At 59.4% G+C, this 14677-nt stretch carries 13 protein-coding genes; 5 read left to right on the top strand and 8 right to left on the bottom strand.

Annotation, left to right across the window (positions count from 1 at the left end; translation table 11 throughout):
* The first annotated feature begins 30 nt into the window (after positions 1–30).
* Both KY379_RS08605 and KY379_RS08600 read left to right on the top strand, forming a co-directional pair.
* Positions 31–510 carry an Lrp/AsnC family transcriptional regulator gene (locus KY379_RS08605; protein WP_261239616.1) on the top strand — a complete coding sequence of 160 codons (480 nt, stop codon included), beginning with the start codon at positions 31–33 and terminating at the stop codon, positions 508–510.
* A 1282-nt stretch (positions 511–1792) separates the two neighbouring features.
* Positions 1793–1996: a hypothetical protein gene (locus KY379_RS08600; RefSeq protein ID WP_261239617.1), complete on the top strand. Its 204-nt coding sequence runs from the start codon at positions 1793–1795 to the stop codon at positions 1994–1996.
* A 389-nt stretch (positions 1997–2385) separates the two neighbouring features.
* Here the strand turns inward: KY379_RS08600 and cysN are convergent, their stop codons facing one another.
* From cysN to KY379_RS08580, 4 genes are all read right to left on the bottom strand, one after another.
* A complete protein-coding gene (gene cysN / locus KY379_RS08595) occupies positions 2386–4287 on the bottom strand; it encodes a sulfate adenylyltransferase subunit CysN (protein ID WP_133329796.1) in 1902 nt (633 codons plus the stop codon).
* Between the two features lie 53 nt (positions 4288–4340).
* Positions 4341–4682: a four helix bundle protein gene (locus tag KY379_RS08590; protein WP_261239618.1), complete on the bottom strand. Its 342-nt coding sequence runs from the start codon at positions 4680–4682 to the stop codon at positions 4341–4343.
* Positions 4683–4786: 104 nt separating this feature from the next.
* Complete coding sequence (gene cysD / locus KY379_RS08585) at positions 4787–5704, bottom strand: sulfate adenylyltransferase subunit CysD (protein ID WP_054884652.1); 918 nt, start codon at positions 5702–5704, stop codon at positions 4787–4789.
* A gap of 142 nt (positions 5705–5846) precedes the next feature.
* Positions 5847–6605: a Nif3-like dinuclear metal center hexameric protein gene (locus tag KY379_RS08580; RefSeq protein WP_196171531.1), complete on the bottom strand. Its 759-nt coding sequence runs from the start codon at positions 6603–6605 to the stop codon at positions 5847–5849.
* A gap of 158 nt (positions 6606–6763) precedes the next feature.
* On the opposite strand from KY379_RS08580, the gene algW reads away from it, so the two are divergent.
* A complete protein-coding gene (gene algW, locus KY379_RS08575) occupies positions 6764–7924 on the top strand; it encodes a Do family serine endopeptidase AlgW (protein ID WP_196171530.1) in 1161 nt (386 codons plus the stop codon).
* Between the two features lie 37 nt (positions 7925–7961).
* Here algW and KY379_RS08570 read toward each other — a convergent pair whose 3' ends face one another.
* The 4 genes from KY379_RS08570 to KY379_RS08555 form a co-directional block, all read right to left on the bottom strand.
* The gene (locus KY379_RS08570) at positions 7962–8726 is read right to left on the bottom strand and encodes an amino acid ABC transporter ATP-binding protein (protein ID WP_133329791.1); all 765 of its coding nucleotides are present in this window, start codon (positions 8724–8726) and stop codon (positions 7962–7964) included.
* A 10-nt stretch (positions 8727–8736) separates the two neighbouring features.
* Positions 8737–9834: an amino acid ABC transporter permease gene (locus KY379_RS08565; protein ID WP_261239620.1), complete on the bottom strand. Its 1098-nt coding sequence runs from the start codon at positions 9832–9834 to the stop codon at positions 8737–8739.
* Positions 9835–9844: 10 nt separating this feature from the next.
* Entirely contained in the window at positions 9845–11023 is a 1179-nt protein-coding gene (locus KY379_RS08560; RefSeq protein ID WP_261239621.1) for an amino acid ABC transporter permease, read from the bottom strand.
* A gap of 67 nt (positions 11024–11090) precedes the next feature.
* Positions 11091–12119: an amino acid ABC transporter substrate-binding protein gene (locus tag KY379_RS08555; RefSeq protein WP_133329785.1), complete on the bottom strand. Its 1029-nt coding sequence runs from the start codon at positions 12117–12119 to the stop codon at positions 11091–11093.
* Positions 12120–12452: 333 nt separating this feature from the next.
* Between KY379_RS08555 and KY379_RS08550 the strand changes: the two genes are divergently transcribed.
* Both KY379_RS08550 and rhlB read left to right on the top strand, forming a co-directional pair.
* Entirely contained in the window at positions 12453–13109 is a 657-nt protein-coding gene (locus KY379_RS08550; RefSeq protein WP_133329783.1) for an alpha/beta hydrolase, read from the top strand.
* 100 nt (positions 13110–13209) lie between these two features.
* Positions 13210–14667, top strand: coding sequence for an ATP-dependent RNA helicase RhlB (gene rhlB / locus KY379_RS08545; RefSeq protein WP_133329781.1), 1458 nt, complete (start codon positions 13210–13212; stop codon positions 14665–14667).
* Positions 14668–14677: the final 10 nt, after the last annotated feature.

The raw sequence follows: 14677 nt of genomic DNA, 5'->3' as shown, positions 1-14677 counted from the left end.
ACAATAAAAAACCCTTCAGGAGGGCACCAAATGCCAAACACGCTCGACCGTACCGATCGCGCCCTGCTCGCCGCCTTGCAGGACAACGCCCGGCTGACCATTTCCGAACTTGCCGATCAGGTGGCGCTGACCACCTCGCCGTGCTGGCGGCGGGTCAAGTTGCTCGAGGACAATGGCTACATAACAGGGTATCAGGCCATTCTGTCACCCAAGTCGTTGGGATTTGGCGTGACGGCGTTCGTCAGCATCATGATGGATTCGCATACCAAGGAGATGGCGCTGGCGTTCGAGCGGCGGTTGATGGAGATACCAGAGATCGTCGCCTGCCATAACATTTCTGGGCGATATGATTTTTTGCTGGAGATATTGGCGCGGGATTTGGAATCATTTGGGGAATTTACGCGCGAAGTGCTGCAGCGATTGCCAGGAGTGAAGGAGATCTATTCGAGCTTTTCTTATAAGGCGGCGAAGGAAAAGCGGGTGATCCCAGTGACAAAAATGCACATATGAGGCAACTATCATACCTTTTTACACACCTTCAACCCAAAATTTTAGTCCGGCCTCCACGGCATCACGCGATACTCAACCATTAAAACTCTGCAACCATGCACAAGCCGATAGACACAAAATTCTAACGTGTAATTTTTCGTACACCAACAAGAAACATTTCCTGCTAAAGCGGTAGAAAACCAAAGTATCCAGCGAAATAGCCCGCAACCAAAATGGCGCGACCTTTAGATATGTGAGCACGCCATGAAACCACTAGGCCTAATAATTTTAATATTTATCTCCGGATGCAGCAACAGTTGGTCATGGGATCCAAACAACAAAAACACAACATTTAAATGCGACATGGACCCATACCGACCAGGCTGCAAAAGAGACATAGACTACAAAGAATATTATCGTTCACTGCAGACACCCCAAACCTGATCCAACCCTGCAACGACTACAACCACAATGTCTCCAAGTCATGCCAACTACAATATTCACTGGCTCGACTTGGAGCCATTGCGGCCTAATCTAAATCCTAAAACTTACGGATAATTATGCTTCAACTCAAATTGTGGATCAAGTATAGGCAGATCAACATGTGGAAATATCTTCTCCCGGCGACGAAGTCGGCCTGGTACAAATCCTGTCCGCGCCCACCTGATATCCCCGTTCCTACCATCATAAATTTCTATATTCCCTATGTCTGTGACGGCTAGATGGTTATGGCGCCAATAGGATGTATCCCGGGTTTCAGTGGCTTGGGCCGACCATATCCGGCTTCGAGAAGGGTCATAGAGGAACCCTGAATTTTTTACTATAAAGTGAAGCGTCTCCCGCTTTCTTAGTTTAAACGTATAGCTATGCGGCTGCTTCTCATTAGCCACCCAGATCACAACACCACGATCCTCTAGCACTAAGTTTCCATCAGGACGAAGACGCAAAATATAGCGTCCGTTTGGAGATCTTATGAAATCCCCTGCACTCATCGCCTGGTTCGGGGGAAGCACAACGCCCCCAGAACCGCGGAACCGCTCGACATGAACTTTTCTGTATTTAGCCATCTTTATATACCTTAATCAAGAATCAGTGAAACCTGAAAGCAATCGTCTAGCGAGGCTCAGGCAGTCATAATTCCAGATCAGACAAAGGCGAAGCCACTCGGAAAGATCACCTAATCAGCGCCTCGAATTTTCCTACGATCAGGATTGAAATTTCACGCACAAAACCGTCCTTCTTCACTTCCTATTCTATGACAGAGTGATCTGACATACCCCCAAGGACAAGGAGAGCAGCCAACATGAAATACATTATTGTCTTGTGCACCCTGCTTTCGGGCTGCGGCGGCAGATGGCTTCTATACGAACACAACCATGAAGAGCAATTCAAGTGCGATATGGACCCTCACATGCAGTTCTGCTTAAACCCAGCAGAACTGGTCCGTTACATTGAAAGCCAAGAACAACGGAATGCTATAGACGAAATAGCGCCCGCTCTACAATGAGGCAGTACGCCACGAAGCGACTAAACCTTAGAATTTTAAACACTCTTATAATGCTATCCAGATACAGCAGTAGTTGGTCGTGGGACCCTAACGACAAGAACACGACGCTCAAGTGCGACATGGACCCATACCGACCAGGCTGCAAAAGAGATATAGACTATCAAGAACACTACCGATCACTGCAAATTTCACAAAGCTGAACTCCCCGCATCGATAACAGTTTCAAGAGGGCGTCCTTCGGAATGGCGAGATGGGCCGCTGGTGCTTGCCTTAGTTGCAGTGGCGCTCAATCTCAAACCCGCCAAAAATCCTCCGACGAGCCCCACCCCACCCAACCCAAAAACGAAAAAAACCCCGCCGAAGCGGGGTTTCTCACACAACATCAACGCTTAGATAGCACCACGCTGACGCAACGCATCCAGCACCTGCTTCACACCTTCCTCGACGCTGGTGACCTGGGTATCGATCACAACATCGGCATCCAGCGGCACATCGTACGGGAAGCTCTCGCCCGGGATGTTGTCGCCGCCCGCGGCGTACAGGCCTTGCGGGTCACGCTCGCGGCAGGCCAGTGGCGAGGCCTGGACGTAGACGGTGACCAGACGGTCCTTGCCGATCAGCGCCTTGGCCTGCTCGCGGCCCTCGGCGTCAGGGGCCACGAAGGCGGCCAGGGTCAGCATACCGGCTTCGTTGAACTGACGCGCCACGTGAGCGGCGCGGCGCCAGTTCTCGGTGCGACCGGCGCGATCCTGGGGCAGACCCTTGTTCAGATCGTGACGCAGGTTCTGGCCATCGAGCACGTACACCGCTCGCCCCATGTCGAACAGCTTGCGCTCCACGGCATAGGCCAGGGTGCTCTTGCCAGCGCCGGACAGGCCGCTGAACAGCACGGTGGCCGGCTGCTGGCCGAAGCGCAGGGCACGCTCTTCGGTGGACACGTGAGCCTGCTTGCCGTGCTGGCCGGTGCTGCCGTGCGGCAGTACTGGCGGGGCGATGATCATGCCGGCGCCGACGGTGCCGTTGGTCAGGCGGTCGATGACGATGAACGCACCGGTGGTGCGGTTGCTGTCATAGCCGTCCAGGGCGATGGCGCTGTCCAGGGATACCTTGACGCGACCGATCTCGTTCAGTTGCAGCGCGCTGGCAGCGTCCTTCTCGAGGGTGTTCACATCGACCTTGTGGGTGATGCTGGCAATCGAGCCCGGTACATAGCTGGTGGCGCGCTTGATGTCGTATTTCTTGCCCGGGAGCATCGGCTCCTCGGCCATCCACACCAACATGGCGTCGAACTGGTCGGTCACCGGCGGCACGTTGTCGGCATGCACCAGCAGGTCGCCACGGGAGATGTCGATTTCGTCTTCCATGGTCAGGGTCACGGCCTGGCCAGGACCTGCGTTTTCCAGTTCACCTTCGTAGGTGACGATGGACTTGACCCGGCTGCTCTTGCCCGACGGCAGGACCACGATCTCGTCGCCCTTGTGCACCACGCCACTGGCGAGGGTGCCGGCGAAGCCGCGGAAGTTCAGGTTCGGGCGGTTGACGTACTGCACCGGGAAACGCAGATCGGTGAAGTTGCGGTCGGCCGCGACCTCGACGGTCTCGAGAATTTCCATCAGCGCAGGGCCGGTGTACCAAGGCGAACGCTCGCTGCGGTTGACCACGTTGTCGCCCTTGAGCGCCGACATCGGTACGAAGTGCAGGCTGCTCGGAGTCAGGTTGATGGCCTCGGCGAACTTCAGGTAATCGGCCTTGATCGACTCGAAGACCTGCTCATCAAAGCCCTTGAGGTCCATCTTGTTGACCGCGACGACGATGTGCTTGATGCCCAGCAACGAAGCGATGTAGCTGTGCCGACGGGTCTGGGTCTGCACGCCATAGCGGGCATCGACCAGGATGATCGCCAGGTCGCAGGTCGAAGCGCCGGTAGCCATGTTGCGGGTGTACTGCTCGTGGCCCGGGGTGTCGGCGATGATGAACTTGCGCTTGGCGGTGGAGAAGTAGCGGTAGGCGACATCGATAGTGATGCCTTGCTCGCGCTCGGCCTGCAGGCCGTCGACCAGCAGCGCCAGGTCGACTTCCTCGCCAGTGGTGCCGGACTTCTTCGAATCACGGGTGATGGCCTCGAGGTGGTCCTCGTAGATCATCTTGGAGTCGTGCAGCAGGCGCCCGATCAGGGTGCTCTTGCCATCATCCACGTTGCCGCAGGTGAGGAAACGCAGCAGTTCTTTACGCTCGTGCTGAGCCAGATAAGCGAGGATGTCTTCGCTGATCAAATCGGATTGGTGACTCATTGCATTCAAGCTCCAAGCTGTAAGCTTCAAGCAGCAAGCTTGTCGGCGTACAGTTAGTTAGAAATTTTGTTGATCAACCCTGCGAGCATTCTGGAGAGCTCACGGGTCTCGGTAATCCAGTCGTCGGCCAGTTCAGATGGCAAGTAACCGATTTCACCAGCGATGATCAGTTGAGTTCGCAACTCGGCGCAGGATCCCTTCGCTACGCTCAGAAACCATGCCTTTTCTCGCGAACCTCCACGCTCCATCCCCTCAGCAATGTTGGAGGGAATCGAAACCGCTGCACGGGTGATCTGAGACCTGAATCCGAAATCCCGGCAGCCGGCAAATGCCTGATACATCTCAACGGCTAAACCTTTACTCCGCTGCCAAACCAGCAACTTCTCAAAATCCACTGCAGGTACTCCCTGTGCACCCGCAATGCAGGCGGCAGTCCACAAAAAATCAGAAGCTATGCGTTCTGCTTCTTTCTTGCAGCTTGCCGCTTGTAACTTAAAGCTTAGAAGTACCCCTGACGTTTCTTGTCTTCCATGGAACCGGCGCCATCGTGGTCGATGACTCGGCCCTGGCGCTCGGAAGTGCGCGTCAGGAGCATTTCCTGAATGATGTCGGTGAGCGTCTCGGCTTCCGACTCGACAGCGCCCGTCAATGGGTAGCAGCCGAGGGTACGGAAACGGACCTTCTTCTTGACGATGCGTGCCTTCTCTTCCTCGGAGAGGTGTTCGAGGATGCGATCGTCGTCGATCATGATCAGGGTGCCGTTCTTCTCGATGACTTCGCGTTCGGCGGCGAAGTACAGCGGCACGATCGGGATGCCTTCGAGGTAGATGTACTGCCAGATGTCCAGCTCGGTCCAGTTCGACAGCGGGAAGACGCGGATCGACTCGCCTTTGTTGACCTTGCCGTTGTACACGTTCCACAACTCGGGACGCTGGTTCTTCGGATCCCAGCGGTGCTTGCTGTCACGGAACGAGTAGACGCGCTCCTTGGCCCGGGACTTCTCTTCGTCGCGGCGGGCACCACCGAAGGCGGCATCGAAACCATGCTTGTCCAGCGCCTGCTTGAGGCCCTGGGTCTTCATGATGTCGGTGTGCTTGGAGCTGCCATGGGTGAACGGGTTGATGCCCTGCGCCACACCCTCTGGGTTGACGTGGGTGATCAGCTCCAGGCCCATTTCCTCGACCATCTTGTCGCGGAAGCGGTACATCTCCTGGAATTTCCACTGGGTGTCGACATGCATCACCGGGAATGGCAGCTTGCCTGGGAAGAAGGCCTTGCGCGCCAGGTGCAGCATCACGGCGGAATCCTTGCCGATCGAGTAGAGCATCACCGGGTTGTCGAACTCGGCGGCCACCTCGCGGATGATATGGATGCTTTCCGCCTCCAGCTGTTTCAAGTGCGTCAGTTTGTCGACCATGGCTACTCACGAAAAACGATCTTATGGACGGCCTGCGGGCCGTGTTCGAGCGAGCCACTTTATCACAGCGGATAATTCTATTTAGGCGGCGGACTAGACCGAAAAAGTCTAACCATATGACTGGGGGTTTGGGCCAGCGTCGTCAGATTGGATTCGGACAATCGATGAACAGATGTTCCAAGGCAAAGCGCCGCGCCAGGTAGTCGCCCAAGGCCTGCACGCCATAGCGCTCGGTGGCATGGTGGCCGGCGGCGATAAAGCTGATGCCGTTCTCACGGGCACTGTGGAAGGTCTGCTCCGACGCCTCGCCACTGATGAACAGGTCGACCCCGACAGCGATCGCCGTGTCGATGAAGCCCTGCCCGCCACCGGTGCACCAGCCGACCCGACGGATCACCTCGTCTCCTTCGACCAGCAGCGGCTCGCGCCCCGTCACTTCCTGTACCCGTCGAGCGAAATCGCGGGGGGTCACAGGCTCGGCGAGCGAGCCGACCAGCCCGACCACCTTGGCATCGTTCGGGTCCAGCGCGCCTTCGACGGTGATATCCAGCTGGCGCGCCAATTGCACGTTGTTGCCGACGTCCGGATGCACGTCCAAAGGCAGGTGGAAGGCCAGCAGGCTGATGTCGTGCTTGAGCAGGGTCTTCAGGCGGCGCTGCTTGATCCCTGTGATGCACGGGTTCTCGCCCTTCCAGAAGTATCCATGGTGCACCAGGACGAGGTCGGCCCCGGCCTCAACCGCGGCGTCCAGCAAGGCCTGACTGGCGGTCACGCCACTGACGATGCGGCTGACCTGGGGGCGGCCTTCGACCTGCAGGCCGTTGGGACAGTAATCCTGGATTTTGGTACTGCCCAGGTAGCGCTCTGCTTCCTCGACCAGGGTATTGAGTGCAACGGCCATGGAAAATCTCCTCGAAATCTGCGCTTTTCTTGGGCTCAACGCCCGTATAATGCCCGCCATTATGGGCCGTCGCTGGCATCGGGGAAACCGGTGTATGATCGCGCGCGTTCGCGACGTGTCGCGCAGCCATTGGCCCCCGCCTCTCTCAGGAATCGTTCATGTTCAAGGCTTTGCGTTACTTTGGATGGCCCCTGTTCACCGGTGTATTGATCGCCATACTGATCATCCAGCGCTTCCCGGAATGGGTCGGGCTGCCCAGCCAGGACGTCAACTTGCAGCAGGCGCCGCAGACCTCGCAGATCATGCAGGGCCCGGTGTCCTACGCCGAGGCCGTGACGCTCGCCGCCCCGGCCGTGGTCAACCTGTACACCACCAAGGTGGTCAACAAGAGTGCCCACCCGCTGTTCGAAGACCCTCAGTTCCGCCGTTTCTTCGGCGACAACCTGCCCAAGCAGCGGCGCTGGGAATCGAGCCTGGGCTCGGCGGTGATCATGAGTCCCGAGGGCTACCTGCTGACCAACAACCACGTCACCAGCGGCGCCGACCAAATCGTGGTGGCGCTCAAGGATGGTCGCGAAACCCTGGCCAGGGTCATCGGCAGCGATCCCGAGACCGATCTCGCGGTGCTGAAGATCGACCTGAAGAACCTGCCGGCGATCACCATCGGCCGCTCCGACAACATCCACATCGGCGACGTCTCGCTGGCCATCGGCAATCCGTTCGGGGTCGGCCAGACCGTGACCATGGGCATCATCAGCGCCACTGGGCGTAACCAACTGGGCCTGAACAACTACGAAGACTTCATCCAGACCGACGCGGCGATCAACCCGGGCAACTCCGGGGGCGCCTTGATCGATGCCAACGGCAACCTGATCGGCATCAACACGGCGATCTTCTCCAAGTCCGGTGGCTCACAAGGCATCGGCTTCGCCATTCCGGTGAAGCTCGCCCTGGAAGTGATGAAATCGATCATCGAGCATGGCCAGGTCATCCGTGGTTGGCTGGGCATCGAGGTGCAGCCACTGAGCCAGGAACTGGCCGAATCGTTCGGCATGGAGGGACGCCCGGGCATCGTGGTTGCCGGGATCTTCCGCGACGGTCCGGCGCAGAAGGCGGGACTGCATCTGGGCGACGTGATCCTGAGCATCAACGGCGAGCCGGCCGGTGACGGGCGCAAGTCGATGAACCAGGTCGCGCGGATCAAGCCCAACGAGAAGATCACCATCGAGGTGATGCGCAACGGCCAGCAACTGAAACTGATCGCCGAGGTGGGGCTGCGACCGCCACCTGCGCCGGTGGTCACGCCGGAAGAGAAGTAGTTGGGTTGGTTGGGGCCGCAAAGCGGCCCCGGTTACATCAATGCAGGATCTGGCTGAGGAACAGCTTGGTCCGATCGCTACGTGGCCGATCGAAGAACTCATCCGGTGACGCCTGCTCGACGATTTCCCCCTTGTCCATGAAGATCACCCGGTTCGCCACGGTGCGGGCGAAGCCCATCTCATGGGTCACGCAAAGCATGGTCATGCCATCCTCGGCCAGCCCCACCATGGTGTCCAATACCTCCTTGACCATTTCCGGGTCCAGCGCCGAAGTCGGCTCGTCGAACAACATGATCTTAGGTTTCATGCAAAGCGCACGGGCAATCGCCACACGCTGCTGTTGGCCACCGGACAACTGCCCCGGGTACTTGTGCGCCTGCTCAGGGATGCGCACCCGCTCCAGGTAATGCATGGCGATTTCCTCGGCCTTGCGCCGTGGCATCTTACGGACCCACATCGGCGCCAGGGTGCAGTTCTCGAGGATGGTCAGGTGCGGGAACAGGTTGAAATGCTGGAACACCATGCCCACTTCGCGGCGAATCGCCTCGATCTGCTTGAGGTCGTTGGTCAGTTCCACACCATCGACGACAATGCGGCCCTGTTGGTGCTCCTCCAGGCGGTTGAGGCAACGGATGGTGGTCGACTTGCCCGACCCCGACGGACCACAGAGCACGATGCGCTCACCTTGGCGCACGTTCAGGTTGATGTCTTTCAGAACGTGGAACTGGCCGTACCATTTGTTCACGCCCTGCATCTGGATGATGCCTTCGGGGCCGGCAGGCTGCTTGATCGCTTCACTCATGACGAAACTCCTAACGCTTGTGGCCAGTGTCCAGCTTGCGCTCCAGATGCATGGAGTAGCGGGACATACCGAAACAGAAAATCCAGAACACCAGGGCCGCGAACACGTAGCCCTCGGTTGCCATGCCTAACCACGCGGGGTCGGCCGCCGCCTGCTTGACGCTGTTGAGCAGGTCGAACAGGCCGATGATGATCACCAGGCTGGTGTCCTTGAACAGTGCGATGAACGTATTGACGATGCCGGGTATCACCAGTTTGAGCGCCTGCGGCAGGATCACCAGGCCCATCGAGCGCCAGTACCCCAGCCCCATGGCCGCGGCCGCTTCGTATTGCCCCTTGGGAATAGCCTGCAGCCCGCCGCGCACAACCTCGGCGACATAGGCCGACTGGAACAGGATCACCCCGATCATTGCCCGCAGCAGCTTGTCGAAGCTCATGCCTTCGGGCAGGAACAACGGCAACATCACCGACGACATGAACAGCACGGTGATCAGCGGCACGCCGCGCCAGAACTCGATGAAGGTGACGCACACGACCTTCACCGCCGGCATCTGCGAACGTCGCCCCAGTGCCAAGAGGATGCCCAGCGGCAAGGCGCCGGCGATGCCCACGGTGGCGATCACCAGGGTCAGCATCAGGCCGCCCCACTGGCTGGTGGCGACGTTCCTCAGCCCGAAATAACCGCCATGCAGCAGGATGTAGGCAAGGATCGGGTACAGCACCAGGAAGCACAGACCGTATAACGCCTTGCGCGGGAAACGGTTGATGAACAGCGGCGCAGCACCCAGCACCGCCAGCCACACGGTGAGGTCCACGCGCCAGCGCAGCTCCGTGGGGTAGTAGCCATACATGAACTGGCCGAAGCGCTGCTGCACGAACACCCAGCAGGCGCCGTCCTTGGTGCAGTCGGCGCGGGTGGTGCCGACCCAGTTGGCATCCAGCAGCGCCCATTGCAGCAACGGCGGCACGATCAGCCAGATCAGGTAGACAGCGAACAGCGTCAACAGGGTATTGAGCCAACTGGAGAACAGGTTGGCACGCATCCATGCGAGCGCGCCGACGGTTTTCACCGGTGGCGGCATGTCAGGTTTGAAAACATGGGCAGTCACGGGCGTATCCTCATCGCTCGATCAGCGCAATGCGCTTGTTGTACCAGTTCATCAGCAGCGAGATGCTGATGCTGATGGCGAGATAGACACTCATGGTGATGGCGATCACCTCGATGGCCTGGCCGGTCTGGTTGAGCACGGTACCGGCGAACAGCGACACCATCTCCGGATAGCCGATGCCAGCAGCCAGCGACGAGTTCTTCGCCAGGTTCAGGTATTGGCTGGTCAGCGGCGGAATGATCACCCGCAGTGCCTGGGGGATGATCACCTTACGCAGCGTCGGCCCCTCGCGCAGACCGAGCGAACGCGCCGCCTCGGTCTGACCGTGGCTGACCGAGCGGATGCCCGAACGCACGATTTCAGCGATGAACGCTGCGGTGTAGATGGTCAGGGCCAGCGTCAACGCCAGCAGCTCAGGGATCAGCACCCAACCGCCCACGAAGTTGAATCCCTTGAGTTCAGGCATTTCCCAGTGCACCGGGCTGCCGAACAGCAAGGCACAGGCGCCGGGAATGACCAGGAACAACCCAAGCCCTACCCAGAACTTGTGGAACGGTTCGCCGGTTTCGTCGAAGCGCTTGTTGGCATACCGCACCATCGCCATGATTGCCACCACCGCCAGCACCAGGGCGACCACGAAAGGCCAGAAGCCATCGGCCATGGACGCGCCAGGCATGTTCAGGCCACGGTTGCTGATGAAGAAGGTGTCTTCGATATTGATGCTGCTGCGCGGCCCCGGCAGGGTCAGGAACACGGCAAAGTACCAGAACAGGATCTGCAGCAAGGGAGGGATGTTGCGGAAGGTTTCCACGTAAACCGTCGCCAGCTTGCTGATCATCCAGTTCGGCGACAACCGCGCCACGCCGATGCTGAAACCGAGGATCGTTGCCAGGACCACGCCGATGAAGGTGACCAACAGCGTGTTGAGCAGGCCGATGACGAACACCCGCGCATAGCTATCGGACTCTACATAGGGAATCAGATGCTGGGCGATGCCAAAGCCGGCACTGCGGTCGAGGAAGTCGAAGCCCGAGGTGATGCCCCGGTGTTGCAGGTTGGTTTGCGTGTTATGGAACAGGTACCAGCCCAGGCCCACCACGAAGATGATCGTGAGGATCTGGAACAGCCACGCGCGCACACGTGGATCGCTCAGGGACAAGCCCTTTCGTGCGCCGATTTGATTTTGCATGAAATGCCCCGGACAGTAGGGATTCGAACAGCCTGCGGCGGCGGGATGCCGCCGCAGGAGGCAACCATCAGCGCACTGGAGGTGCGTACTGGATGCCGCCGTTGTTCCACAGGGCGTTCATGCCGCGGTCGATCTTCAGGTCGGTGCCCTGGCCCAGGTTCTTCTCGAACACCTCACCATAGTTGCCGACTTGCTTGACGATCTGCACTACCCAGTCCTTGGGCAGCTTGAGGTCCTTGCCATATTCACCATCGGCGCCCAGCAGTCGAGCGACGTCCGGGTTCTTGGTGGACTTGGCCTCGGCCTCGACGTTCTTCGAGGTGATCCCCGCCTCCTCGGCATTGAGCATGGCGAACAGGGTCCACTTGACGATGCTGAACCAGTCTTCGTCGCCCTTGCGCACCACCGGGCCCAGCGGCTCCTTGGAGATGGTTTCCGGCAGCACGACATAGTCGCTCGACGCCGCCAGCTTGGAGCGTTGGGCGAACAGCTGCGACTTGTCGGAGGTCAGCACGTCGCAACGCCCGGACTCCAGCGACTTGGCGCTTTCGTCGGAAGTGTCGAAGGTGATCGGGGTGTACTTCAGGCCATTGGCGCGGAAGTAGTCGGACACGTTCAGCTCGGTGGTGGTACCGGCCTGAATGCAGATGGTCGCGCCATCGAGCTCCTTGGCGCTGGAAACGCCGAGCTTCTTGTTGACCAGGAATCCGACGCCGTCGTAGTAGGTTACGCCGGTAAACACCAGGCCCATGCCGGCATCGCGCGAGCTGGTCCAAGTGGTGTTACGCGACAACACGTCGACTTCGCCGGACTGCAGCGCGGTGAAGCGCTCCTTGGCGTTGAGCTGGCTGAACTTGACCTTGGTGGCGTCGCCGAATACGGCGGCAGCCACGGCCCGGCAGACATCGGCGTCGATACCGATGATCTTGCCCTTGGCATCAGGTACCGAGAAGCCCGGGAGGCCGTCGCTCACGCCACACTGGACGAAGCCCTTCTTTTTGACCGCATCGAGGGTGGCGCCAGCCTGGGCGGTGCTCACGGCGCCCAGCGCGGCGGCAGCGGTCAGGACTGCCAGGGTGGTTTTCAACATCTTCATTCACAACCTCCAAAATTGCTCTTCTTGTATTGAGCCGGAATTGCACCGCGCCCTTTTGAGGCGCATCCGACCCTTGTTGGCTTGTTATTGGGTCAATTGGCGCAATGGGCTGTTCTGTGACAGCCTTCGGGTGCAGGGGTGTTACCGTCACCGGCGAGCCCGCGCATCGGGGGTTTAATAGCAAAGCGCGTACCATAGTCGCTGGCTTAAGCGATTAAGCCCCTCGTCAAGTAGGCAAAGTTGTATCGTTGCGACATTCTCTTTCGACGCGTTAATACCGACGCTTGGATTTCGAGCACGCTCGGCGTGCATCCGCACACTTTCGGAGCAGTTATGACCAACCCGCTGATTCTCGAACCCCAGAAAACCGCAGATGCCTGTGTGATCTGGTTGCACGGCCTGGGCGCCGACCGTTACGACTTCCTACCGGTGGCCGAATTCATGCAGGAGCGATTGGCTACCACGCGGTTCATCATGCCCCAGGCGCCTACCCGACCGGTGACCATCAACGGCGGCTATGCCATGCCAAGCTGGTATGACATCAAGGCCATGAGCCCGGCGCGAGCGATCGACGAAGCGCAGCTGGATGAATCAGCGCAGCAGGTCATCGACCTGATCAAGGCCGAACAGGCCAAGGGCATCAGCCTTTCGCGGATCTTTCTGGCTGGATTCTCCCAAGGTGGCGCGGTGGTGCTGCACACTGCCTATGTGAAATGGCAGGAAGCGCTGGGCGGGGTCATCGCACTGTCGACCTACGCCCCGACCTTCCACGACAGCCACGATCTGAGCGCTTGTCAGCAACGTACTCCAGCGCTGTGCGTACATGGTATCCATGACCCGGTGGTGATCCCCTCGCTGGGCCGCACCGCGTTCGAATACCTCAACCAGTGGGGCGTAGCGGCGCGTTGGCAGGAATACCCCATGGAACACGAAGTGGTCGTGGCCGAACTCGCCGATATCCACAACTGGTTGAGCGAGCATTTGCAATAAGCAGGGCTCGCCTGTAGTTGTAGGCGTTATCCACTACGCCGCGCCCAGTTCTTGCATTACACTGCCCGCGTACATTCCATAACCAGTTGACGAGACGATCGTGCTCAAGGCACTCAAGAAAATATTCGGCAAGGGAGACGCCGCATCACCGGCCGTCGATCCTGCAGCCAGCGCGCCCGCGCCCGCCGCTCGCCCTCTACCCGAGGCGGCACCGGCCAAACCACGCAGCAAGCCTGCCCCCCAACCTGTCGCCCAGGCCCCAGCGCCTGATGCGCCGCGCGCGCCGCAAACGGCCAAGGAAAAGCCTCGTCGCGAACGCAAGCCCAAGCCCCAGGCCAGCCTGTGGAAGCCCGAAGACTTCGTGGTCGAGCCGCAGGAAGGCAAGACCCGCTTCCACGATTTCAAGCTCTCCAACGAGTTGATGCACGCCATCCACGACCTGGGCTTTCCTTATTGCACGCCGATCCAGGCCCAGGTGCTCGGTCACACCCTGCGCGGCCAGGACGCCATCGGTCGGGCCCAGACAGGTACCGGCAAGACCGCTGCGTTCCTGATTTCGATCATTTCCCAGCTGCAGCAGACGCCACCGCCCAAGGAACGCTACATGGGCGAGCCGCGCGCGCTGATCATCGCTCCGACCCGCGAACTGGTGGTGCAGATTGCCAAGGACGCCATGGCCCTGACCAAATACAGTGGCCTGAACGTGATGAGCTTCGTCGGCGGCATGGACTTCGACAAGCAACTCAAGGCCCTGGAAGCCCGCCACTGCGACATTCTGGTGGCCACACCCGGTCGTCTGCTGGACTTCAACCAGCGCGGCGAGGTGCACCTGGACATGGTCGAAGTGATGGTGCTGGACGAAGCCGACCGCATGCTCGACATGGGCTTCATCCCACAGGTACGCCAGATCATCCGCCAGACTCCGCCCAAGAGCGAACGCCAGACCCTGCTGTTCTCGGCAACCTTCACCGATGACGTGATGAATCTGGCCAAACAGTGGACCACCAACCCGGCCATCGTCGAGATCGAGCCGGAGAACGTCGCCAGCGAAACGGTCGAGCAGCACGTCTACGCGGTGGCCGGCAGCGACAAGTACAAGCTGCTGTACAACCTGGTGACCCAGAACAAGTGGGAACGGGTGATGGTGTTCGCCAATCGCAAGGACGAAGTGCGGCGCATTGAGGAGAAACTGGTGCGTGACGGCATCAACGCCGCGCAACTGTCCGGCGACGTGCCGCAGCACAAGCGCATCCGCACCCTGGAAAGCTTCCGCGAGGGTCGCATCAGCGTGCTGGTGGCCACCGACGTGGCCGGTCGCGGTATCCACATCGACGGCATCAGCCACGTGATCAACTTCACCCTGCCGGAAGACCCGGACGACTACGTGCACCGCATCGGCCGTACCGGTCGAGCCGGCACCAGCGGCGTGTCGATCAGCTTCGCCGGCGAGGACGACTCGTACCAGTTGCCGGCGATCGAAGAACTGCTGGGGCGCAAGATCAAGTGCGAGATGCCGCCGGACGAGCTGCTCAAGCCGGTGCCGCGCAAGCATCATTGATTGCAGGAGC

The sequence above is a fragment of the Pseudomonas sp. HD6422 genome (assembly GCF_025377065.1).
Taxonomy (GTDB): domain Bacteria; phylum Pseudomonadota; class Gammaproteobacteria; order Pseudomonadales; family Pseudomonadaceae; genus Aquipseudomonas; species Aquipseudomonas putida_U.
This window is presented reverse-complemented; position numbering and strand designations above follow the sequence as displayed.